General features: G+C 61.7%; 24 protein-coding genes. 9 read left to right on the forward strand and 15 right to left on the reverse strand.

What is annotated here, in order from left to right:
- The first annotated feature begins 5 nt into the window (after window positions 1-5).
- The 5 genes from ccmA to AC2FMY_RS05670 are packed head-to-tail and all read left to right on the forward strand — an operon-like array spanning window position 6 to window position 2,779.
- The gene (gene ccmA / locus AC2FMY_RS05650) at window positions 6-620 is read left to right on the forward strand and encodes a heme ABC exporter ATP-binding protein CcmA (protein WP_496747616.1); all 615 of its coding nucleotides are present in this window, start codon (window positions 6-8) and stop codon (window positions 618-620) included.
- The gene (gene ccmB / locus AC2FMY_RS05655; protein WP_496748086.1) at window positions 617-1,273 is read left to right on the forward strand and encodes a heme exporter protein CcmB; all 657 of its coding nucleotides are present in this window, start codon (window positions 617-619) and stop codon (window positions 1,271-1,273) included. Before ccmA ends, ccmB begins: the two co-directional genes overlap by 4 nt.
- Window positions 1,274-1,318: 45 nt before the next feature.
- Complete coding sequence (locus AC2FMY_RS05660; protein WP_480749767.1) at window positions 1,319-2,092, forward strand: heme ABC transporter permease; 774 nt, start codon at window positions 1,319-1,321, stop codon at window positions 2,090-2,092.
- Entirely contained in the window at window positions 2,089-2,247 is a 159-nt protein-coding gene (gene ccmD, locus AC2FMY_RS05665; protein ID WP_480749768.1) for a heme exporter protein CcmD, read from the forward strand. The genes AC2FMY_RS05660 and ccmD overlap by 4 nt, the downstream gene beginning before the upstream one ends.
- On the forward strand, window positions 2,240-2,779 hold the full coding sequence (locus AC2FMY_RS05670) for a DsbE family thiol:disulfide interchange protein (protein WP_480749769.1): 540 nt from the start codon (window positions 2,240-2,242) through the stop codon (window positions 2,777-2,779). The genes ccmD and AC2FMY_RS05670 overlap by 8 nt, the downstream gene beginning before the upstream one ends.
- Before the next feature lie 82 nt (window positions 2,780-2,861).
- Here the strand turns inward: AC2FMY_RS05670 and AC2FMY_RS05675 are convergent, their stop codons facing one another.
- The 3 genes from AC2FMY_RS05675 to acnA all read right to left on the reverse strand — a co-directional run bounded on the left by AC2FMY_RS05675 (window position 2,862) and on the right by acnA (window position 7,954).
- Window positions 2,862-4,364 carry a BCCT family transporter gene (locus AC2FMY_RS05675; RefSeq protein ID WP_496807109.1) on the reverse strand — a complete coding sequence of 501 codons (1,503 nt, stop codon included), beginning with the start codon at window positions 4,362-4,364 and terminating at the stop codon, window positions 2,862-2,864.
- 65 nt (window positions 4,365-4,429) lie between these two features.
- The gene (locus AC2FMY_RS05680; protein WP_496807110.1) at window positions 4,430-5,125 is read right to left on the reverse strand and encodes an SDR family NAD(P)-dependent oxidoreductase; all 696 of its coding nucleotides are present in this window, start codon (window positions 5,123-5,125) and stop codon (window positions 4,430-4,432) included.
- 138 nt (window positions 5,126-5,263) lie between these two features.
- Complete coding sequence (gene acnA / locus AC2FMY_RS05685) at window positions 5,264-7,954, reverse strand: aconitate hydratase AcnA (protein ID WP_480749772.1); 2,691 nt, start codon at window positions 7,952-7,954, stop codon at window positions 5,264-5,266.
- Window positions 7,955-8,180: 226 nt separating this feature from the next.
- On the opposite strand from acnA, the gene AC2FMY_RS05690 reads away from it, so the two are divergent.
- A complete protein-coding gene (locus tag AC2FMY_RS05690; RefSeq protein WP_496807111.1) occupies window positions 8,181-8,879 on the forward strand; it encodes a DUF1223 domain-containing protein in 699 nt (232 codons plus the stop codon).
- Here AC2FMY_RS05690 and AC2FMY_RS05695 read toward each other — a convergent pair whose 3' ends face one another.
- The 6 genes from AC2FMY_RS05695 to purB form a co-directional block, all read right to left on the reverse strand.
- Window positions 8,880-9,803, reverse strand: coding sequence for a lysophospholipid acyltransferase family protein (locus tag AC2FMY_RS05695; protein ID WP_480749774.1), 924 nt, complete (start codon window positions 9,801-9,803; stop codon window positions 8,880-8,882).
- A gap of 9 nt (window positions 9,804-9,812) precedes the next feature.
- Window positions 9,813-10,667: a DMT family transporter gene (locus AC2FMY_RS05700; protein ID WP_480749775.1), complete on the reverse strand. Its 855-nt coding sequence runs from the start codon at window positions 10,665-10,667 to the stop codon at window positions 9,813-9,815.
- A gap of 116 nt (window positions 10,668-10,783) precedes the next feature.
- Window positions 10,784-11,896: a flagellar motor switch protein FliG gene (locus AC2FMY_RS05705; RefSeq protein ID WP_496807112.1), complete on the reverse strand. Its 1,113-nt coding sequence runs from the start codon at window positions 11,894-11,896 to the stop codon at window positions 10,784-10,786.
- Window positions 11,897-11,953: 57 nt separating this feature from the next.
- The gene (locus AC2FMY_RS05710) at window positions 11,954-12,502 is read right to left on the reverse strand and encodes a tetratricopeptide repeat protein (protein WP_480749778.1); all 549 of its coding nucleotides are present in this window, start codon (window positions 12,500-12,502) and stop codon (window positions 11,954-11,956) included.
- Window positions 12,503-12,606: 104 nt separating this feature from the next.
- Complete coding sequence (locus AC2FMY_RS05715; RefSeq protein WP_480749779.1) at window positions 12,607-12,762, reverse strand: hypothetical protein; 156 nt, start codon at window positions 12,760-12,762, stop codon at window positions 12,607-12,609.
- Window positions 12,763-12,885: 123 nt separating this feature from the next.
- A complete protein-coding gene (purB, locus tag AC2FMY_RS05720; protein WP_496748066.1) occupies window positions 12,886-14,190 on the reverse strand; it encodes an adenylosuccinate lyase in 1,305 nt (434 codons plus the stop codon).
- A 135-nt stretch (window positions 14,191-14,325) separates the two neighbouring features.
- Here purB and AC2FMY_RS05725 point away from each other — a divergent pair, with 135 nt between their 5' ends.
- A complete protein-coding gene (locus tag AC2FMY_RS05725) occupies window positions 14,326-14,748 on the forward strand; it encodes a DUF6314 family protein (protein WP_496748064.1) in 423 nt (140 codons plus the stop codon).
- Between the two features lie 76 nt (window positions 14,749-14,824).
- Complete coding sequence (locus AC2FMY_RS05730) at window positions 14,825-15,412, forward strand: biotin transporter BioY (protein ID WP_480749782.1); 588 nt, start codon at window positions 14,825-14,827, stop codon at window positions 15,410-15,412.
- Window positions 15,413-15,479: 67 nt separating this feature from the next.
- On the opposite strand, the gene AC2FMY_RS05735 is transcribed toward AC2FMY_RS05730, so the two are convergent.
- From AC2FMY_RS05735 to dddP, 4 genes are all read right to left on the reverse strand, one after another.
- The gene (locus tag AC2FMY_RS05735; RefSeq protein ID WP_496807113.1) at window positions 15,480-16,397 is read right to left on the reverse strand and encodes a hypothetical protein; all 918 of its coding nucleotides are present in this window, start codon (window positions 16,395-16,397) and stop codon (window positions 15,480-15,482) included.
- A 376-nt stretch (window positions 16,398-16,773) separates the two neighbouring features.
- Window positions 16,774-18,003: a bifunctional alpha/beta hydrolase/OsmC family protein gene (locus AC2FMY_RS05740; RefSeq protein WP_496748060.1), complete on the reverse strand. Its 1,230-nt coding sequence runs from the start codon at window positions 18,001-18,003 to the stop codon at window positions 16,774-16,776.
- 98 nt (window positions 18,004-18,101) lie between these two features.
- The gene (locus tag AC2FMY_RS05745; RefSeq protein ID WP_496748058.1) at window positions 18,102-18,755 is read right to left on the reverse strand and encodes a 5-formyltetrahydrofolate cyclo-ligase; all 654 of its coding nucleotides are present in this window, start codon (window positions 18,753-18,755) and stop codon (window positions 18,102-18,104) included.
- A 9-nt stretch (window positions 18,756-18,764) separates the two neighbouring features.
- A complete protein-coding gene (gene dddP, locus AC2FMY_RS05750) occupies window positions 18,765-20,105 on the reverse strand; it encodes a dimethylsulfonioproprionate lyase DddP (RefSeq protein WP_496807125.1) in 1,341 nt (446 codons plus the stop codon).
- A gap of 123 nt (window positions 20,106-20,228) precedes the next feature.
- Here dddP and AC2FMY_RS05755 point away from each other — a divergent pair, with 123 nt between their 5' ends.
- Window positions 20,229-20,963 carry a heme-dependent oxidative N-demethylase family protein gene (locus AC2FMY_RS05755; RefSeq protein ID WP_496807114.1) on the forward strand — a complete coding sequence of 245 codons (735 nt, stop codon included), beginning with the start codon at window positions 20,229-20,231 and terminating at the stop codon, window positions 20,961-20,963.
- Between the two features lie 3 nt (window positions 20,964-20,966).
- Here AC2FMY_RS05755 and AC2FMY_RS05760 read toward each other — a convergent pair whose 3' ends face one another.
- Both AC2FMY_RS05760 and AC2FMY_RS05765 read right to left on the reverse strand, forming a co-directional pair.
- Window positions 20,967-21,893, reverse strand: coding sequence for a hypothetical protein (locus AC2FMY_RS05760; protein WP_496807115.1), 927 nt, complete (start codon window positions 21,891-21,893; stop codon window positions 20,967-20,969).
- Between the two features lie 197 nt (window positions 21,894-22,090).
- The gene (locus AC2FMY_RS05765) at window positions 22,091-22,888 is read right to left on the reverse strand and encodes a lytic murein transglycosylase (protein WP_496807116.1); all 798 of its coding nucleotides are present in this window, start codon (window positions 22,886-22,888) and stop codon (window positions 22,091-22,093) included.
- Between the last annotated feature and the right edge of the window lie 83 nt (window positions 22,889-22,971).

The raw sequence follows: 22,971 nt of genomic DNA on the forward strand, positions 1-22,971 counted from the left end.
ACCCCATGACACTTTCCGTTTCCGATCTGGCCATCACGCGTGGCGGCGTGACCGTTCTCGAAGGGCTGAGCTTCAGGCTCGAGCCCGGCAAGGCGCTGATCCTGCGCGGCCCCAACGGCATCGGCAAGACGACCCTGCTGCGCACGCTGGCGGGGCTGCAACCGGCGCGCGCGGGCGCCATCTCGGGGGCCGAGGATCGCATCGCCTATGCCGCGCATTCCGACGGGCTGAAACCGACGCTGAGCGTGGCCGAGAACCTGCGGTTCTGGGCCTCGGTCTTTGGCGCTGCGGATATTCAAACCGCGCTCGACGCCTTTGACCTGAACGATCTGGCCGACCGGCATGCAGGCAATCTTTCGGCGGGGCAGAAACGGCGGCTCGGCCTGTCGCGGCTGCTGGTCACCGGACGCCCGATCTGGATGTTGGACGAACCCACCGTGTCGCTCGATCGCAATGCGGTGGCGATGTTCGCCGACGCGGTGCGGGCGCATCTGGGGCAGGGCGGTTCGGCCCTGATCGCCACCCATATCGACCTTGGGCTTGACGGCGACGTGCTCGACGTGGGGCCTTACAAGGCCAAACCGAAACCCATCGACGACTTCGACGGAGGTTTCCTGTGATCGCCCTGCTCAAGCGCGACCTGACGCTGGCGCTGCGCGCGGGCGGAGGCTTTGGCCTCGGCCTGGCGTTCTTCCTGATCGTCACGGTGCTGGTGCCGTTTTCCGTTGGTCCGCAATCCTCGCTCCTGTCTACCATCGCGCCCGGTGTGTTGTGGCTGGGCGCGCTGCTGGCCTGTCTTCTGTCGCTGGACCGCCTGCTGGCGCTGGATTGGGAGGACGGCTCGCTCGATCTGCTCGCCACCGCGCCGCTGCCTCTGGAATCGGTGGTGACGATCAAGGCTCTAGCCCACTGGATCACAACCGGCCTGCCGCTGGTTCTGGCCGCCCCCGTGCTGGGCGTTTTGCTCAACTTGCCTGTGCCCGGGTTCTTCTGGCTGGTGGTCTCGCTCGCCATCGGCACCCCGGCGCTCAGCGTCATCGGCACTTTCGGAGCGGCCCTGACGGTGGGGCTGAAACGCGGCGGCCTGCTGTTGTCGCTGCTGGTCCTGCCGCTTTACGTACCAACCCTCATCTTCGGGGCCGAGGTCGCCCGGCGCGGCGCCACGGGGATGGAGACCACGACACCGCTGCTAATGCTCGCCGGGATCACCGCCGCCACCATTGCCCTTCTGCCCTTTGCCAGCGCTGCGGTGCTGCGCGTGAACCTGCGTTGACCTTTGTCAATTGAGAATGGACCCGACTCGGACTAGATAAGCCCCATGTCACTAGCAACCAAAGCCAACGCCCTCTGGGAATACGCCAACCCCAAGAAGTTTCTGGCCACGACCGAGCGCGTGCTGCCATTCTTCTGGGTCACCTCCGCGCTGTTTCTGGTGGTGGGCCTCGTTTGGGGCTTCTTCTTCACGCCCGACGACTACAAGCAGGGCTCGACCGTCAAGATCATCTATCTGCACGTGCCCGCGGCGCTGATGGCGATCAATTGCTGGCTGATGATGCTGGCAACTTCGCTGGTGTGGCTGGTGCGACGCCACCATGTCAGCGCGCTTGCCGCCCGTGCGGCGGCCCCCATCGGCATCGTCATGACGCTGATTGCGCTGGCTACCGGCGCGATCTGGGGTCAGCCCATGTGGGGCACATGGTGGGCCTGGGACCCACGCCTGACCTCGTTCCTGATCCTGTTCCTGTTCTATCTGGGCTACGTCGCCCTGTGGGAGGCGATCGAGGACCCCGACACCGCCGCTGATCTGACCTCGGTGCTGTGTCTGGTCGGTTCGGTCTTTGCGCTGCTCAGCCGCTACGCAGTGAATTTCTGGAACCAGGGCCTGCATCAGGGCGCATCGGTCATGCGGGCCGGGGCGATCACGGGAACCGACACCGAAGAAAAGGTGAGCAACATCTTCTTCTACCCGCTGCTGATGTGCATCATCGGCTTTGTCCTGTTGTTCATCGCGCTGGTCTTCTACCGCACCGGAACCGAGATCCGGGCCCGGCGCATCAAGGCGCTTCTGGCGCGTGAAAGGGTCAACGCATGATCCCCGATCTTGGAAAATATGCCGACACGGTCCTGTCGGCCTATGCCGCCTCGGTGCTTTTGCTTGTGGCACTGGTGATTTTCAGCCTCGTGCGTGGCCGCAAGGTGCGGGCCGAGATGGAAAAGGTCGAACAAAGGATGACCCGGAATGGCTAAGGTTTCGCCCCTGATGCTGGCGCCGCCGCTGATCTTCGGCGCGTTCGTCGCCCTCGCGGTGATGCAGATGTTCCGCAGCGACAACAAGGACGAATTGCCCACCGCACTGGCCGGCAAGCAGGCTCCGGCGGTCGAACTGGTGCAACTGGGCGACAAGGCGCTGTGGTCGGACGAGACCCTGCGCGACGGCAAGATCAAGCTGGTCAATTTCTGGGCCAGCTGGTGCGCTCCCTGCCGCGCCGAACACCCAAACCTCGAGGCGCTGAAACAGGAAGGCATCACCGTTCTGGGCGCCAACTACAAGGACGATCCCGACAACGCACTGGCCTTCATGGACGAGCTGGGCGATCCCTATACCGCCGGCGGCGCGTCCGAGCAGGCGATGAACATCAACTGGGGAATCTACGGCGTTCCGGAAACCTTCCTTGTCGATGGCGAGGGCCACATCATCCTGCGTGTCGCCGGGCCGTTGACGCAACGCGAACTGACCAACCGCCTGCGCCCCGCGATGGAGGCCGCCACGTCGGAATAGACGGGCTCAGGGCCTGAGCAGGATCCAGACCATCGCCGCGATAAAGGCAAAGGTCACCAGGTTCATCACGGTATCCGTCAGGTCACCGACCAGCATCGCGTGCTCCCTCCTCGCGCAGGCCACGGAACAGGCACACCATCAGCAGGACCGAGATAAAGACAAAGGGCAAGGCACCCAGCGATATCAGGATCTTGACCGAGTCCACCGACCCCGACAGGATCATCGCGACGCTCAGCAACCCCAGCAGAGCGCCCCAGATCAGACGCACGCGCGGCGCCGGATTGGGATCGCCCCCGGTCGAGAATGTCCCCAGCACAAAGGCCGCACTGACAACGCTTGTCACGATGAACAGGAACGCGGCCAGCACCGTCGCCAGCGTGGTCACAGCGGACAGGGGCAGACGGTCGAGCAGGGCAAAGGTCACGCGCTCGATATTCGTCTGGGTGAGGGCCAGCAACTCTCCCGCACCGTTAAGCGCCTCAAAAAGGCCGATGCCCCCGAACGCGCCAAACCACAGGATCGAAAACAGGGTGGGGGCGAACAGCACCCCGATCACGAACTCACGAATCGTGCGCCCACGCGAGATGCGGGCGACGAAAACACCCACGAACGGCCCCCACGCGATCCACCAGACCATATAGGTCAGCGTCCAGTCACTGAACCACTTGGCTACCTCGTCGCCGAAAAACGTATAGGTCTGAAAGCCTCGGGGGATGACATTGGTCACATAGTCGCCAAACCCCTGAACCACCGTGTTCAGCAGGTATTCGGTCGGGCCAAGAATGATGGTATAGGCCACCAGCGCGATGGCGATCGCCATCGCCGCGTTCGACAGCCGCGCCATGCCCAGACCAAGATCGATCATCAGGGCAGGGACATAGGCGGCGACCATGGCCGCAAATACCCCGCCGATCAGAACCGGCCCGGTCGCATCCTTTCCGGCCATCACCGCAAGACCGTCCGCCACCTGAAAAACACCCATCGCCATCGACCCGCCAACCCCGATGGCGATCGCGATAATGGCCATGAAATCCGACAGCCATCCAACCAGCTCGGCCCAACGCTCACCGGGAAACAGGGATCTGATGGGCGCGCTGACCATCATGCCGGTACCACGCCGAAAACTGAAATAGGCAATCGTCAGCGCGGTCGAACCATAGATGGCCCAGGCGTGCAGCCCCCAATGAAAATTGGTGGCCAGCATGGCCTGCTGCGCTGCAAGGAAATCCGGCGCCATGCCCGAGATAAAGCGGTAATGGGTCAGCGGCTCTGCCACCGCCCAGAACAGCAGCCCCACGCCCATGCCCGCCGAAAACAGCATCGCAATCCACGAGGCGGTCGAGAATTCCGGCGTTTCGTCATCCTTGCCCAGCCGTATGTCGCCATATCCGGAAAAGGCCAGCCCCAGGCAGCCGATCAGCATACCCGACGCGGCCAGCATCACGAACCAGCCCCGGCTGTGAAAACTCTGCTGAACGATCCCGCTGGCCCAGGTCACCAGACCCTCGATGTCGACAATGCCCCAGACCCCGACCACCGCGATCACGCACAAAGAGCATGTCAGCAAGGCGTTGGGCTTGGGCATCCCGGTCTCCCCTCCGGTTCAGCAATCTGAAAAGCCTGCACAATTATCGCGCGAAGGTCCAGAACCTAGATCCGGTAGCCTCCGGACACCGTCAGGATCTCGCCCGTGATAAACCCCGCCGCGTCCGAGGCCAGAAACCGAACCGCGCGGGCCACGTCCTCGGGTGTCCCGATCCGGCCCAGCGCCGTGTCCCTGACAAACGCATCGGTCAGGTCGTCGGCGCGCGGCGCTTCGGGGGTGTTGATCGCGCCCGGCGCCACCCCGTTTACCCGGATGCCCCGCGGACCAAGCTCCTTGGCCATCGCCCGCGTCCACAGGTTCAGCGCCGCCTTGCTGGCCCCGTATGTCGCCGCATCGCGCGGCGGCAGCACCGCGTTGACCGACGAGATGCTGACAATTGCCGCCCCGGCGTCCAGATGCGGCAGGGCAGCAGCCAACAGCGCGGCGGGCGCCAGCAGGTTGAGATCCAGAATGGCCCGGTGCGCCTCGGCGTCAAATGCGTCCTTGGGGGTGGACGCGATCAATCCTGCATTATTGACGATCACGTCCAGCCTGCCGAACTGTCCGATTACCTGCGAAATAACCTCTTCGGCCCGATCCGGTCGGGTCAGATCCGCTCGGATCGCCAGTTTGCCATCCCCGGCTCCCGCCGGTTCCGTCGACCGCCATGTGAACGCAACCGAATGGTCCCGCGCCAGATCGTCGACAATCGAACGCCCGATCCCCCGCGCGCCGCCTGTCACCAATGCAACTTTTTTCATCCCGCCAGCCTAGCGATAAAGGCGCAGGAGGAAAGCCGCTTCTTTCTGGTTCCCAATACCCCGGAGCGCGAGGCAGAGCCTCGCAAAAAGAAAAGGGCGCCCGCAGGCGCCCTTCAAATGCTACTGAAGCGTTCTGTCTCAGCTGGCTTTGGCCAGATTGCGCAGCACATAGTGCAGCACGCCGCCGTTTTCGATGTACTCGATCTCCGGCGCGGTATCGATCCGGCATTTCAGGGTGATGGTCTTCTCCGATCCGTCGCCATAGGTGATGGTGCAAGGCACCTCCTGCAGCGGTTGAATGGTGTCCAGCCCCGAAATCGAAACCGTCTCGTCGCCCTTCAGGCCTAGCGTCTTGCGGGTGTCTCCGCCGGTGAACTCGAACGGGATGACGCCCATCCCGACCAGGTTCGAACGGTGAATACGCTCAAAGCTCTCGGCGATTACCGCCTTGACGCCCAGCAGTGCCGTGCCCTTGGCCGCCCAGTCGCGCGAAGACCCCGCGCCATACTGCTCGCCTCCAAAGACCACGAGCGGCGTGCCCGCGTCCTGATACGCCATCGACGCGTCATAGATCGAGGTCTGTGCGCCATCCGGCCCCTTGGTATAGCCACCCTCGACCCCGTCCAGCATCTCGTTCTTGATGCGGATATTGGCAAAGGTGCCACGCATCATGATCTCGTGGTTGCCCCGGCGCGAGCCATACGAGTTGAATTCGCGCGGCGCCACCTGACGCTCGGTCAGATACTTGCCTGCGGGCGTGGTGGTGGCAAAGGACCCGGCGGGCGATATGTGGTCGGTGGTGACCATGTCGCCCAGGATCGCCAGTACCTTGGCGCCCTCGATATTGGTGATGGTGCCCGGCTCCGTTCCCATGCCCTGGAAATAGGGCGGGTTCTGGATATAGGTCGAGGTCGCGGGCCAGTCATAGGTCTCGGCATCGGTGGTCTCGACACCCTGCCACTTCTCGTCACCCTTGAAGACGTCGGCATATTTCGACTGGAATGCCTCGCGGGTCACAGTGCTTTCGACCAGGTCGGCGATTTCCTTCTGGGTCGGCCAGATGTCCTTCATATAGACATCGTTGCCGTCCTTGTCGGTGCCGATCGGCTCGGATGTCAGGTCGATATCCAGCGTGCCGGCCAGCGCATAGACCACCACCAGCGGCGGCGAGGCCAGATAGTTGGCGCGCACGTCGGGCGAGATACGGCCTTCGAAGTTGCGGTTGCCTGACAGAACGCTGGTGGCCACCAGATCGCCCTCGGCAATCGCTTCGCTGATTTCCTTCTGGATCGGACCCGAGTTGCCGATACAGGTGGTGCAGCCATAACCCACAAGGTTGAAGCCGATCTTGTCCAGATCCTCCTGCAGGCCGGCGGCCTCCAGATAGGCGCTGACGACCTGGCTTCCCGGCGCCAGCGAGGTCTTGACCCAGGGCTTGCGGTTCAGCCCCAGTGCGGCGGCCTTGCGCGCCACCAGACCGGCGCCGATCATCACGTAGGGGTTCGAGGTGTTGGTGCAGGACGTGATCGAGGCGATCACCACCTTGCCCGATTCCATCGTGTAATCTTCGCCCTTGACCGCAACCTCCTTGCCCATCGGGCGCTTGAAGGTCTCGGCCATCTCGCGGGTGAACGCGGTCTTGGCATCGGTCAGCGCCACATAGTCCTGCGGGCGCTTGGGGCCGGAAATGGCGGGCACGATGGTGCCCATGTCCAGGCTCAGCGTGTCGGTATAGACAGGGGCGTAATCGGCATCACGCCAGAACCCGTTTTCCTTGGCATAGGCTTCGACCAGCTGGATCCGGTCCTCGTCGCGGCCGGTATTGCGCAGATAGCGCAGGGTCTCTCCGTCGATCGGGAAAAAGCCGCAGGTGGCGCCGTATTCAGGTGCCATGTTGGCGATGGTTGCCCGGTCGGCCAGCGGCAGACGGTCAAGGCCGGTGCCGTAGAATTCGACGAACTTGCCCACCACGCCCTTGGCGCGCAGCATCTCGACGACCTTCAGAACCAGGTCGGTGCCGGTGGTGCCCTCGACCATCTGGCCGGTCAGCTCAAAACCGATCACCTCGGGGATCAGCATCGAGATCGGCTGGCCCAGCATCGCGGCCTCGGCCTCGATCCCGCCAACGCCCCAGCCCAGAACGGCCATGCCGTTGACCATGGTGGTATGGCTGTCGGTGCCGACCAGCGTATCGGGGTACGCGACTTCGTCGCCGTTCTGGTCGGTGTCTGTCCAGACAGTCTGCGCCAGATATTCCAGGTTCACCTGGTGGCAGATGCCGGTTCCCGGCGGCACGACGCGGAAATTGTTGAACGCGTTCTGGCCCCATTTCAGGAACTGATACCGCTCCATGTTGCGCTCGTACTCGCGGTCCACGTTCATCTGGAACGCGCGCGGATTGCCGAACTCATCGATCATGACCGAGTGGTCGATGACCAGATCGACCGGGTTCAGCGGGTTGATCTTCTGCGCGTCACCACCCAGGCCCTTGATGCCGTCGCGCATCGCGGCCAGGTCCACCACGGCGGGAACGCCGGTGAAATCCTGCATCAGCACGCGGGCAGGGCGATAGGCAATCTCGCGCGGGTTCCTGCCGCCCTTGGCGCCCCATTCGGCAAAGGCCTTGATGTCGTCAACCGACACCGAGAATCCGCCGTCCTCGAACCGCAGCATGTTCTCCAGAACCACTTTCAGCGCGGCGGGAAGCTTTGAGAAATCGCCCAGGCCGGCCTCTTGCGCGGCGGGGATCGAATAATAAGAAACGGACTTGCCATTCACGCTCAGCGTCTTGCGTGTCTTGGCGGTATCCTGTCCAACTTTGATGGGCATCCGTGGCCTCCCTGTCAAAATGCGTGGAAATGGGATTCGCTGATGGCTATCTGCATCACGAACGGCCTGCGTTCAAGGTCCAAGACGGGGGGTGCGGCAATTTTTGTATACCATTGCACACATTTTTGACCGATCCGCTGACATCCAACTCAAGAAACCTTGATTAGCGGTTGAACGGCAGGCGTTCTACACCATGATAACCATCCCAATTCAACCGGGGCCACCCATGTTCAAATCGTTCGCCGCCGCATTGTTCTGCCTGTCCACGATCACGCCGGCATCGGCCGAAGGAAATCCTGTCGTGGTCGAGCTTTTCACCTCGCAGGGCTGTTCCTCGTGTCCCCCGGCAGACCGGATCATGCACGAACTGGCGCAGCGCGACGACGTGATCGGCCTGGCCCTGCATGTCGATTACTGGGACTACATCGGCTGGAAAGACGAGTATGCCGATCCCAGTCATGCCCAGCGCCAACGCGCCTATGCGCGCGAGGGCGGCCGATCGATGATCTATACGCCGCAAATGGTGATCAACGGTCAGCACGATGTGGTCGGTGCCAAAGGGCGCGAACTTGAGCGGCTGATCCGCCTTCACAGCGCCCGGCCGGATGTTGTCAGCGTTTCCGCGGTCCGCAATGGTGACGATCTTTCAATCGACGTTGCGCCGCTCAGCCTGACGGAACGTGGTACCTACTCGATCCAGGTCGTTCAGTATTCCCCGCTGCGCCATGCCTCGATCAAACGCGGAGAGCTGGCCGGGCATGACCTGAACTATGCCAACGTAGTGGAAAGCTGGCAGGTTGCGGGCCAATGGAGCGGATCAGCAGAGGCGAACTTCACCACCTCGCTCGATCCTCATCTCCCTGCCGTCGTGATCGTGCAGCACGCCGATCAGGGGCCAATCGTCGCCGCCGCCACGGTCGAGTGATCAGGGCATGTCCTCGGGCTGAACGCCCAGACCGTTCCACGCTTTCCAGCGGCGGTGGATCCAGAACCACTGGCCCATATGCTGACGCACCATCGCTTCGAGGTCGTCATTGATGTACTGCGTCATGGTCTTGGCATCGGAATGCGGCACCGGGTCGTGCAGAACGATTTCGAAATCGACCCCGTTGGGTTGCCGGACGGCATAACATGGGATCATAACCGCACCGTATTTGATCGCCAGTTCCGCATTCAGGATCGAGGTGACTGCAGGTTTGCCAAAAAAGGTCAGTTCCTCGCCGCCATGCGCGTGCAGGTCCGAGACAATCGCGATGATGCCGCCCTGTTTCAGTGACCGCACCATTTCCATCATGCCCCTGCGGCCCTGTTCGAACATCGGCTCGCCGGTGCGGTGGAACGCGTCCACATACATCTCGTTGAAATAGGGGTTGGCCATGCGGCGATAGAGGCACCCGATCGGCTTGCCGCTGCGGGTCTGCAACGCGATGCGCGCGGCCAGATAGTGACCGAAATGCGCAGTGATCATCATCAGCGGCCGCCCCTCGGCCACTGCCTGATCAAAGGCCGCAACGCCCGCGCCGGACACCTTGGCGTTTCTCTGGCGGTCGGTGAAATCCTCGGGCGAGAAATGTTCCATGATCGCGCGCCCGGCATTGTCGGGCACCTGGCGGCAGATCCGGTCGACCTCGTCGGACGGCAGGTCGGGGCAGGTGAGTTTCAGGTTCTTCTCCACCCGCTTGCGGAACCCCACCAGTGGCGACAAACGGCGCACCATCGCGCCCATCGCCGCAAGGCGGCGCTCGTAAGGCAACAGGTGCATGGCGCCGATCACGCCCTTCAGAAACACGTTGGTGGCATAGTATTTGCCAAGCTCAACTCGGCCGAGTTCCGATTTTTCGATGGGCATATAGGGGTCTCACCGCTGTTGCGTCTCGCGATGCCAGACATACAGACCCGCCCCCGCGATCACAAGCGTGCCAAGGACGGTCCACAGATCGGGGTATTCCGCAAAGAACAGCACGCTCCACAACGCGGCAAAGCCCAGACCGGAATAGGCATAGGGCGCCAGCATCGCCGCCTCGCCCCGGCTGAAGGCCAGGATCAGGAACATCTGTCCCATTGTGCCGAACCCCGCGACCAGCACGATCAGCCCCCAGCCCGACGGCTCGGGCATCTGCCATTGCGCCGGGGCGATCAGGCTCAGCAGAACCGTGCCCACCAGCCCGGTATAAAACAGCGATGTCCACGGGTCCTCGTCCGGACCCACGCGCCGGGTCAGCAAGGCATAGGCCGAATAACAGATGGCCGCCCCGATGGGAAAGAACGCGGCCGGTTGAAACACCGACGAGCCGGGGCGGATTACCATCGCAGCCCCCAGCACGGCCACCACGATCCCGGTGATCCGGCGCGGCCCGAGTGGTTCGCGCAGAAACAACGCCGCCCCCAGTGTGATCAGAACCGGGTTGATCGACATCAGTGCCGCCGCATCCGTCAGGGGAATGCGACTCAGCCCGACAAAGAAAAACCCCGTCGCCCCCATCAGCAGCAGCGAGCGCAGCAATTGCAGCTTCGGGTACCGTGTCCGCACGATCCGCCGCAGGCGCGGCAGAACCAGCACCAGCACCACCAGCATCTGCCCGGCATATCGCACCCAAAGCGCCGAAAGCACCCCGATCTTCGGCGCCAGCGCCTTGACCGAAGCATCCATCAGCGAAAAGCACAGGATCGCCAGCACCATCATCACGATGGCGCGACCCGCCCCGGCGCTCAAGCCGGGTCTCCATCGTGGGGCAAGGGAAGGGCGGTTGTCATAGGGCTTGATAGGCCGGGACGCGTTGCCGGTCCATCCACTTGCTTCGCAATTGCCGTAACGTTCCTGACGCTGGGTCAGGCCGCTTCTTCGGTCTCCGGCTCGATCAGCGTGATTGTCCCGTCATCGACCAGCGTGCGGATTGATCCCACAACTTCGGCCATGGCCTGTTCGGCCTCGGCCCGTTTGACCTTGCCACGCTCGGCGACCTCCTCGCGCAGGTTGTCCGCCATGCGGCTCGACATGTTGGCCAGCAGAAACTCCGCCGCCGCCCGGTCGCCCTCGGTCTCGGCCCCGGCCAGCGCCGCGACCAGAACCGGCTGTTCGACCCCCCGGATCACCGCCGCGACATCGCGCGTCGAAATCCGCTCCGGGATATGGGCAAAGGTAAAGATCACCCGGCGCACATTGCTGGCGAACTCCGCGTCCTCCTCGTCCAGCGCATGCAACAGCCCGTCGCGGGTGCTGGCCGCCGACTGGTTGAGGATGGCGCCAACCCGCGCCTCGGGCCGGTCCTTGAACGCGGGCACCGGCTTGCGGTCCAGTTGCGCCGCCAGCGACCAGCCGATCCGGTCCACCGCCTCGGGCGTCACATTGCCGGTCTGTGACATGGCATAGGTGATGCGCCGCGCCACCGGCCCCGGCAGGCATCCCAACAGTGCGGCGGCCTTGGGCGTGTCAAGCTTGGACAGCATCACCGCCGCCACTTCGGTGCTCTCGGCCTGCGCCATTTCAGCCAGTTCTTTGGCTTCCAGCGCGCGCAAACGTTGCCACGGATCGCCGATCTGGCGCACCCCGGCCTCCTTGCGCAGGCGCGCCGCCGTACTTGCGCCGATCTTGCCGGTCATCGCGTCCAGCGCCCCGGCCAGCCCGTGCGGGAAGGACAGGCCGATCCCCTCCAACGTCTCGGCAAACTCATGCGCGACGGCGTCCAGTGTCACCCGGTCCACCAGCCCCATGCACCCCATCTGCTGCGTCAGCCGGGCCTGCAGTTCCTCGGGCAGCTCCTCCAGCGGGATATCCGCGCCTTCGTTGAGCAACAGCCGCACCACGACGGCGGCCTTCTGAAGGTTGGACAGGTCCCGCGGAACCCTGCGTTCTTCCACCACATCCGGTTCCGGGGCACGCGCCCGCGGCGCACCCGCACCTGTTCGAACCAATGCACTGCCGTCCTGCATCGCCTGCGCCATCCAACAATTGACTTCCGCAGTCAGGCTAGCCGCACACCGGTAAAGAAAGGCTGAACCTCAATAGCTGTAAGTGACCCCCGACCGGATCGCATCGCGCAGCGAGGTTTCGGGCCAGCTTCCCTCGCCACCCCGCGCCTTGATCTCTTTCCATTGCTCGATGGCCAGGCCGGTCTTGCCTTCGGCGACAAATCCCTGTCCCATATAGCTGCGGGCCAGAAGATTGTCGGGATTGGTGGCGATCGCCTTTTGATAATAGGCGTTGGCCAGATCGGTCTGGCCCTGTTTGCGATAGGTAAATCCCCAATAGGTCAGGACGCGGTCGTCGTTCTGATCGCTCATCACCCGCAACACATTCTGTGCATGAGCCAACTGCCCGTCATAGGCCAGCTCGCGCGCGGCTTCGTACAGTTCGTCATCGGTGAAATTGGTCGCGCTCGGTTTGACGCATTTCTGCGTATCCACATCCCAGACCCGCCCGAACAGGCATTTCTTGGTGGTTTTCGTGGTCTTGGGCGGGCTTCCGCTGCCACCGCTGGCGGCAAGGGCCGTATCGGGGGTGAAGGCAAATCCAGAAAGGGCAATAGCAGTCGCGATCAACAGGCGCATCGAAGGTCTCCGGTCAAATATCCGTTCTCAAATCAAATAGCGTGACATTGAAAAAAGCGAGCCGCAAGCGACCCGCTTTCTTTCAAACTTCGGTGAGGCACAGTTCAACTCGTGACCTCTTTCACGCAGCTCTGGCTTTCGCTGTCCCAGACGGTGCCGGGTACGCAGGACTGCGTTTGTTGCTGATGAATTTCGCAGGCCAGGGCGACCGAGGCCGACAGCCCGAAAACAACAGCGCAAGCTAGCGTCTTGAACGTCATCGCGTTTCTCCTGTCTCGACTTGCGCTTTCATCATAGCCGGTTTTGTCCCGTCTGGCAAAAGAACAAAGCCCGGATCACGCGTGCGATCCGGGCCTTGCACTTTGTACTTGAACTGTGACCGGTTACGCGCCGAAAACACGCGCGAAAATCGTGTCCACGTGTTTGGTGTGATAACCCAGATCGAATTTCTCTTCGATCTCCGCCGGACTGAGTGCTGCCGTCACCTCGGAATCACCCAGCAGCTCGGTCTTGAAATCCTTGCCCTGTTCCCAGACCTTCATGGCGTTGCGCTGCACCAGACGATAGGCGTCCTCGCGGCTCACCCCCGCCTGAGTCAGTGCCAGCAACACCCGCTGGCTCATCACCAGCCCTCGGAACTTGTTCATGTTGGCAAGCATGTTGTCGGGATAGACGACCAGATTCTCGATCACGCCGGCCAGACGGTTCAGCGCGAAATCCAGCGTCACGGTGGCGTCGGGGCCGATGCCGCGCTCCACCGAGGAATGCGAGATATCCCGCTCGTGCCACAGCGCCACGTTCTCCATCGCCGGGATCACCGCCATGCGCACCAGCCGGGCGAGGCCGGTCAGGTTCTCGGTCAAGACCGGGTTGCGCTTGTGCGGCATCGCCGACGATCCCTTCTGACCTTTCGAGAAGAACTCTTCCGCTTCCAGTACCTCGGTCCGCTGCATGTGGCGGATCTCGACGGCGATGTTCTCGATGCTGCTGGCGATCACGCCCAGCGTGGCAAAGAACATCGCATGCCGGTCGCGCGGAATGACCTGGGTGGAAATCGGCTCGGGGCGCAGGCCCAGCTTTTCGCACACATGTTCCTCGACCGCAGGGTCGATATTGGCAAAGGTGCCGACCGCGCCGGATATCGCGCCAGTGGCCACTTCCCACCGCGCTTTTTCCAACCGGTTCTTGTTGCGGTCCATCTCGGCATAAAAGCGGGCAAAGGTCAGCCCCATCGTCGTCGGCTCGGCATGGATGCCGTGGCTGCGGCCGATGCGAATGGTGTCCTTGTGTTCGTGGGCGCGCTTTTTCAGCGCCGCCAGCACCTTGTCCATATCCGCCAGCAGGATGTCGGCGGCGCGTACCAGCTGGATGTTCAGCGTGGTGTCCAGCACGTCCGACGAGGTCATGCCCTGATGCACGAAGCGCGCATCCTCTGACCCGATATGCTCGGCCAGATGGGTCAGGAACGCGATCACGTCATGCTTGGTCACCGCCTCGATCTCGTCGATCCGGGCCACGTCGAATTCCACGTCCCGGGCCTTCCACACGGCCTCGGCATTGGCCTTTGGGATCACCCCCAGCTCGGCCTGCGCGTCACAGGCATGGGCCTCGATTTCGTACCAGATGCGGAACTTGGTCTCGGGCGACCAGATGGCGACCATTTCGGGGCGGGAATAGCGGGGGATCATTGGCAGCGGCACCTTTTTGTGATTGGCATGGGGCGTTGGCGCGGGTCTTAGACCCCCGCGCGCGCTGGAACAAGACACGAGACCCCGGATGAGACGGTTTGCCCTGATTTTTCTACCCCCACGCCGGTTACGCCGATGACCGCGCCGCAGAGAATTGCCGATTTCGAGGGCGAATGGCGCCTTGAGCGGGTGATCGACGACCGCCTGTCCGGCCAGATCCTGCGTGCCGACGGGGTCGCGACGCTGCGTCGCAGCGAAGAGGGCCTCGTCTATGACGAAGAGGTTACGCTGCGCATCCCCGGCCAGCAGCCGATGCGCGGAACCCGCCGCTATCTGTGGCAAGCCGCAGGCCCGCAGATCGCGATTCATTTCGAAGATGGCCGTTATTTCCATGGCTTAACCCTGGGTCAAGCAAAACCGGCCGACCACCACGACTGCCCGCCCGACAGCTATGACGCGGCCTATGATTTCTCCGCCTGGCCGCGCTGGAGCGTGCGCTGGACGGTCTCGGGTCCGCGCAAATCCTATGAAATGAGGACGGAATTCTCGCGCCGATAGCGTAAACTTCTTGCAGCAGGCGGCCTGAATGGGCATTGCTGTGTGCCAATGACGGATTGATATGGGAGACCATGGAATGAGCATGAGTGTTCTGGCCGACGCAATCGGCCCGCGCGAAGGAACGGCCCTCAGGGTCAAGCAAGTGGTTCTGGTGGCGCTGGGCATCGTTGCCCTGGCGATTGCCGCAAAAATCAAGGTGCCGATGTGGCCGGTTCCGATCACCATGGGAACGTTTGCCGTTCTCTCGATCGGCACCGCCTATGGCGCGCGCCTGGGCCTGGTGACCATGCTGGGTTACCTGCTGGTCGGCGCGCTGGGCTTTGACGTGTTCGCCGGATCCTCGGCCGAGAAATTCGGCCTGACCTACATGATGGGCGGCACCGGCGGCTATCTGGTCGGTTACCTGCTGGCCACGGTGACGCTGGGCGCACTGGCCGCGCGCGGCTGGGACCGTTCGTTCGGCAAGATGGCGCTGGCGCTGGTGCTGGCCAACGTGCTGATCTACGTTCCCGGCCTGCTGTGGCTGGGCCAGCTCTATGGCTGGGACAAGCCGATCCTCGAATGGGGCCTGACCCCGTTCCTGGTGGGCGACGCGATCAAGCTGGTGCTGGCCGCGCTGCTGATCCCCGGCCTGTGGAAACTGGTGGGCAACGCCCGCGGCTAAGCCTGACGGCAACAAGACGAAAGGCCCGGTGCGCATCGCTCCGGGCCTTTTCTTATGTGGACGACAGTCAAGTGAGGCGTAGACTATGGATAGACCGACAGTTGACAGGCGATTTCACGTAGCTTGTGTTGTGCGCGCCGATCAATGCAACGAGAAAGCGACATATAAGAGCCTGAAGTTCCAGCGTCAGATTCTGGTTGGAGCCAACACCATGTAAACCGAAGCCGAGCGGCTGACCCATAAAGAGGGCTTCATGTACTGCATCATTCCGAATAGCGGCGATCTCAGCCGCCCCTGAAATACTCGAATCTGCCCATTCTGGAACACTCATTTCAAATTGCTGGCACAGCCACTCAGCACGCTTTGCGTGAACTATTCTATTATTTGGTGGTTTCATTTCTTCGGCGATTTTATAACAGGCGTCTAGCGCGGTATACAAATACAAGAAACGTTCAAATTGTAGGGCGGGTGGATATTGCGCCAAGAAAAGGGCGTGAATGGCGGCAGCGAAGCGACAAGACTGACGAGGTTTTGTGTGGTTATCGATCCAGAAACGTTCGGTGAGATCAATACTTTGTGCGAGGTCGTCGAAGAGTGGAGTGAAGTCTACTAGCTTTTCGGGTTTAGTTGGCGTGGCGTCCAGAAAACCTGCGTTTGTAGCGGTCAGACGCAATCCGGTGAAAAACGAGACACTCCAAAGATGAAACGTCAAATGCTCCTCATCGTTTGCACTGCGATGAGTGATCGTGTGTGTCTTGGGTAGCCCGAAGACACGGGCAGAATAGGGTTTTTCGCTTACGATGCCCGATATGAAATTCCTGGTTTTTTGTGGCGGTGCATAAACCCAGTGATTTTCGATGATCTCTGCTTCAAAAAGGTCCGCGACCGTGGATTCGTGTTCCGGTAATGTTCTGATGGTTACTTCACCAGCGTCTATTTCTAACCGATTGGGATGAAAGCCAAAGTTAAGAGATAATTCTGTCATGCCTATGTTTCCTAGTGATCAAATTCCACCAGCATTGTCTCATTCAACATTACCTCGCAACATCGAAGTCTTGGCTTCTCATCGATCAGTTTCGCATTATGCGGTTATTGTTGATTTTCTCTTCAAATCGTTAAGTTTGGGTTATGAAAGCTATCTCGTGCGCGTGATGTCGCCGGGTTTGAGCCATACCATTGCTGTATACCGGCCTTGCGTAAGCCTTTTTGGGTCGCGCCTGTCTGGATACAGGCTCACCAAGTACCGTTTTCGGCACGCGCCGGTGGATGAGGGGGCCGCATATAATTTTCGTCGATCATCCCGGCCAGGGCGCGCGCGGTAACCCGCGGTCGAAAGACCCGACCGCGGTCCCCAAAAGCCCTCAGACGGCCAGCGGGTCTTCCACAAGAACCGTGGTCACATGTGCCGATCCTTCCAATGTCCGGTGCACCGGGCATTTGTCGGCGATCTCCAGCAGTTTCCGCCGCTGTTCGGTGTCCAGCGGGCCGTCCAGGCGGATTCGCCGGTCGAAATGGTCGATCTTGCTGTCCGTCTTCAGCCCGGCATCCTGTGCATGCACCTTGTTGTGGCTGACATCGACACTGATCCCTTTCAGCGGCCATTGCTTGCGCCGGGCATACATGCGGATCGTCATCGAGGTGCACGCCCCAAGCCCCGCCGCCAGGTATCCATAGGGCGACATGCCCTTGTCTGTGCCGCCATAGGCGACCGGTTCATCCGCAAGCGTGTGATGATCCGGCCCCGACTGCACATCCTGCAGAAACCCGTTCACGTCGGCTTCGGTCACCCGCACGATGCCCTCGGGCGCACCCGGGGGCGGGGCTGGGGGGGTCAGGTCCAGATAGCGCGATACCCAGGCCGATATGACGTCGGCGGCATATTCTGCATCCTCCGCGCGCGAGATCAGGTGATCCGCGCCGTCGAGCGTGACAAAGCTTTTGGGGTGTTTTGCCGCCTGAAAGATCTGCGCGGCATTGTCGATGCTGACAGTGTCGTCGCGCGGTGCATGCAGCACCAGCAGCGCCGCCTTCAACCCGCCGATCGCCTCGGTCAGCGAGATGCTGGAAATATCCTCGACAAAATCGCGCCCGATCCGGAAGGGCCTGCCGCCCAGAAGAACTTCGGCGGCGCCTTCCTGCTGAATTCTCGGGATTTCACCTTCGAAATGATGCGAGACATGGCCCGGATCGGCAGGGGCGCCCAATGTGACCACCGCCTTGACCGATGGCAGTCCGGCACGGGCGCGCAGCACCGCAGCCCCACCCAGCGAATGACCGATCAGAACCGATGGCGCCATGTCGCGCCCGCTCAGGTACTGTCCCGCCGCGACCAGATCCTCGACATTCGAGGTAAAGGTGGTGTTGGCGAATTCGCCTTCGGAATGACCCAGCCCGGTGAAATCGAACCGCAACACCGCAATCCCCATCGCCGCCAGCCGCGCCGCGATACGCCGTGCGGCGGGGATATCCTTGGAACAGGTGAAGCAATGGGCGAAAATCGCGGTTGCCAGAATGGGGCCATCGGGCAAGTCGAACCGGGCTGCAAGCTGGCCGCCATCATGGCCGGCAAAGGTGATGCGTTCTGTGGGCATGTTAAGTCTCCTGAAGTCGACAGGAGTTTGGGAAGGGTGGCGCGCGCTTACAAGCCATGTGTCGCCGGTGTCACGTCAAGGTGAGGCCCCGTGCGGTCTCACCGGGGAAATTGCCACAGATCGCCGTTCCCAAGAACCACCGCATTCATCGCAACATCCCAGGGCATCGGATAGATGGTCGCGATCCGCGCGAACCCCTGACCGACGCCAAAGGCGCGCGGTTTGCGCGGCATCGCTGCCAGTGTGCGGTCATAATATCCGCCGCCATTGCCCAGCCGGTAGCCATTCGCGTCGATGCCCAGAACCGGAGATATCACCACATCCGGATCGCAAAAAGCGCCTTCTGCCGGAACCGGTATCCGCCAGAAACCGCGCTCCATCGCGCAGCCGGGTGTCCACTCGCGAAAGACCAGCGGCGCATCCTTTTGCATCACCACCGGCAAACATGTCGTCGCGCCGCGCTCGTGACAGCGGCGCATCCACCCGCGCAGGTCCAACTCGGCCCGGATCGGCCAATAGACCGCGATCACCTTGCCGGGGCCCGGTTCGATCAGCCGGTCAAGACCGTCGGCGATGACCTTTGCCTGCCGGTTCCGCTCCTCGGGGCGCATGGCGTCGCGCAACCCCAGCAGGCGCGCCCGTTCCGCACGGCGAAACCGCGCCACGTCGCGCCACGTCTCGGGGTCAACGGGAAAGCCGTTGACCAGATGATGCGCAAAACAGGGGGCGTCTCCGGGCGTGTTGTCGGTCATACCGACAGCCTATTCCCCCATAAGCGCCTTGTCGAAGGGATAGGTGGTCAGGTTCTCGTACCCGTCCTCGGTGATCAGCACCTGATCCTCCAGCTTGATCGAGAATTCGCCGCCCACTTCGCCGACGCAGGCTTCGACACACAACACCATGCCCGGCTCCAGCGCGTAATCATAGGCCCCCTCGACCGCCTTGTCGGGGTAGGACACCAACGGCCACTCGTCGCACAATCCCACCCCATGTATCATACAGCCGTATTTCTGCGCCTGGAACTTGTCATCCAGCCGGTGCGCGTTGGCGGTCAGTTCCGGAATGGTCACGCCGGGCCTGAGCATCTCCATGTTGGTCATGATATGCTCATGCGCGTGCCGCATCGCATAGACCATTGCATTCGTCGGTTTCTGGTCGCCGATCCACCACGTGCGGCTGATGTCGATGCAGATGCCGTAGGACCCGATCAGATCGGTGTCAAAGGCGATGACCTCGTTCTTTTGTGTGATGCGCGGCCCGCATTCCTGGAACCACGGATTGGTGCGCTGCCCCGAGGCCAGCAGGCGGGTCTCGATCCACTCTCCGCCACGCCGGATGTTCTCGGCGTGCAGCACCGCCCAGATGTCATCCTCGCTGGTCCTGCCATCGCCCACATTGGCGCGGGCAAACTCCTCCATCGCCCCGACGGCCGTTTCACAGGCATGGTGTGCACAACGCATCGCCAGAATCTCGTCCGGTCCCTTCACGGCGCGGGTCTTTTCGGTGACCTCCTCGCCCTCGACGATCTCGAACCCCTGCGCCTCCAGCGCGCGCAGCCCGTGCAGCATGATCTTGTCCACCGCCAGCCGCTTGTTGCCGCCGGAATGCTCCTCGATCAGCACGCGCACCTCGTTCGAGAACACATCCGCCGCCACATCCACCTTGTCGCCCCGGTCGAAATAGAACAGATCCGCGCCCGAGCGCTGCTCGCGCACCAGCGGGTTGAACTTGGACAGGAAAGGCGAGTTCTTGTAGTCCCAGATCACCATATACCCGTCAGCACACAGCAGCACCGCCCGGAACGGGTTGTGCGTGTTCCACAACTGCATGTTGGTCGAATCCGTCGCGTACCGGATGTTGAGAGGGTCGAACATCAAAAGGCCGCCATACCCGCGATCAACGATGGCTTTCGTCAGCCGTTTCCAGCGATACTCCCGCATCCGTTCCAGGTTCGGCAGCACCAGCCCCGCTGCTTCCCACTCGCGAAAGGCCAGTTGCGTCGGCCCGATTTCGATCCGGTCATTGTCGTTGGGCGTGCCGTCCGCCAGCGTTGTGCCCCGTGACGGATCGATCTTGCGGGTGTCTCGGTAATGCGGGTTCAAGGCTTGCCTCCCTGGGTTCTGACCCAGCCTGTCCAGCATCTGACGCAGGGTCGCCAAGGTTTGCGACGGATATTTCGTCGTTTTTCGACCGACAGGCGACAAATGCGGTGCTAGGCCCAGGACATGGCAGATATCTTGCAGAAAACGATTCCCTACGACCCGATGGCCCAGCCGCCCTTGCCGGGCATCCGGCCGCTGCAAATCGCGGACTGGCTGCATCAGGACGATGCCTTTGCCGCCCAGATGGCCCGGCGCGAGACGCTGTTGGCAAACCGCCGGGACGAGGTTCTGGCGCTTGATGACAGCGCCGTTCCGGCCGCGCAGGAATTGCTCGATCTGGTGCTGGCCCAGGTCTATCCCGACACGGGCGATACCGCCCAACGCCCGGATGGCGCCCGCATTCCCATTGATCGCACTGACCCGCTGGGCACCCTGTGCAGGCTGGTGCAGGAAGATTTCTGCATCCTGCACAAGCAGGGGGGAGAGCATATCCTGACCGGCGCAATCCTGTGCTTTCCGGCCAGCTGGACGCTTTCGGAAAAGTTCATGCGCCCGCTGATCGCGATCCACGAACCCGTGGCATCTTATGACGCCGACATCGCCAAACGGGTGCAGCGCCTGTTCGACGGCATTCAGCCCGACAGGCCGCTCTGGCGGTTCAATGCCCTTTGGTATGACGATGCCGAACTCTATCAGCCGCGCCGCGCCCACGCTCCGCGGCCCGCGCGCAACCGCTCACAGGCCCCGTACCTGCGGAGCGAGAGGCAGTGCCTGCTGCGACTGCCACAAAGCCGGGCCGTGGTGTTTTCGATCCATACATATGTCCTGGCGGCGCGGTCGCTGCCGCACCGGGACTGACGACTACAGTCCCAGAGCCGAGGCCAGCTCCATATATGCGCCACTGCTTTCCAGCAACACGATCGCGGCGGTATAGGACAGAACCTGCGTGTTCAGACGAAAATCCTCGCCCCGGATCAGATTGACCGCGGCCAGGGAAACCGCGACCGGAGTTGCCAAAAACGCAACAACTCCGGTCATGCACCAACTGGTCAACCTTTGCAGATCGTTGGAAAGGGCCTCTTGCGGGCATTTGTCGTCCTTTGCCAGGTGATCCGGGTCTGCTCGAAAGGTCAGGGCCAGTACTTGGTCGTCGAATAGCTTGGATTTGTCTTTATGCTTGTTACCGGTCTCTTGATGCGAGCCGGTCCAGCCGCCCCTTATCGAGACAATTTCGGCATTGTCGTTGTCGGCCAGGCCAGTCGGGAACGGGCCACAGACCGCGCTGAACAATTGCTTGCGGCTTCGCTTGTGCTGCGGTGCAAGGCTTGAGAATGCCGTCATGAACTGTTCGACCGTCAGACTTGCATTCGGTGACAGCCACTCGATCAATGTCGATTGCTGAACCTCGACCAGACGGTACAGGATCACAACCAGCATCATCTCTGAAAGTTCGCGGTCGTCCAACAGGTCAGAAACCGGCGACATCGAGATGACCAACCTGTTTCGGGGCGCGGGGGCCACACGTGCCAGAGCGGTTTTCAACCCCGCAATCCGGTCAATACGCCGGTGCCGGGGTTCCTGAACCGGGATATCGGCTTCCAGATGCAAGCGGATCAGATACTGACCCGAAACGATACGCGCATCATAGACCCCCATCACCGAACGGCGCTCGACATGATGGCCATAGTCTTCCAACGTGGAGGTAACGATGCGGCTGAACTGATCCAGCGCGCCCTCGACGCTGCCTTCGAAAACCAGGCCGCCGTGGTATTTGCCGTTCTGCGTCACAGGTGGAATCCCCCTATACGTGTACTGTCAGAATCAAGACTACTGCACGATGTGGGGGAAAGTTAGACCGAAAGTGAACTTTCGAAACGGAATTTATGGATTGATCACGGATTGGAAACCACAAGACCTAGGGGTTTGGGTCCCAATCATAGATTCAATGTGGCGAATATATGGCGTGGGCAACGCTCGCGATTTTGTCATCCATCGATTCGCGCGGCCATTATGGCAATCGCCTTCTGGTAGACGGTGGCGCTGTTCCATTGCTCGATCACCGTGAAATTCGGCTCTCCCGGCTGGTAGCCGCGACCGGGTTTCCACCCCTTCTGGCGCAGGAAATTCGCGGTCGAGGCCAGCGCATCGGTCATGTTGTAGAAATCGACCTGTCCGTCCCCGGTTGCGTCGACGCCATAGGCCAGCGCGTTGCCGGGCAGGAATTGCGTGTGTCCAAGCTCGCCATGTTTTGCGCCTTTTGTCGCCACTGAAATCGATCCCTGATCCACCAGTTTCAGCGCGCCGATGGCATGCGGAACGAAAAAGTCGGAGCGTCGGCAATCATAGGCCAGTGTTGTGATAGCGGAAACAACAGGACTATCGCCCATGAAGCGACCAAATCCGGTTTCCATGCCGTGAATGGCAATCAATATGCCCGCAGGCACACCGTATTGCCGTTCCAGCACCGCATAGAACTCCGGGTTCGCCGCCTTTCTCTTGCGCCCTTGCGCCACGATCACATCCGCGCCGCGCACCTGCATGAATTTGTCGAGAGAATATTTGAAACTCTTCTGGTTCCGATCTGCTGCGATGGTGCTGTTGGCGTACCGGGTCTGGGCCAGGGCGCTCAGCCCTTTCTTGCGCACACCCGCACGTTTCGCTTCTCCGGCAAAATCCTTCTTCCAGTTTTCAAACCCGGCGCTGGTATTGCCGCAGGTTGCCGCAGGCACTGTGGCGGGAAACAGGAACAAGCCGAGCAATGCGGCCACAACGACGCGCCGCATTCCGAATGGTACAAAATGCTCATTCGTGCCTCCAAAACCGGTACAATTCGTACAATTCGGCTTTGCACAGGAGAATTCTCCGA

Source organism: Ruegeria sp. YKSE079 (genome assembly GCF_059612845.1).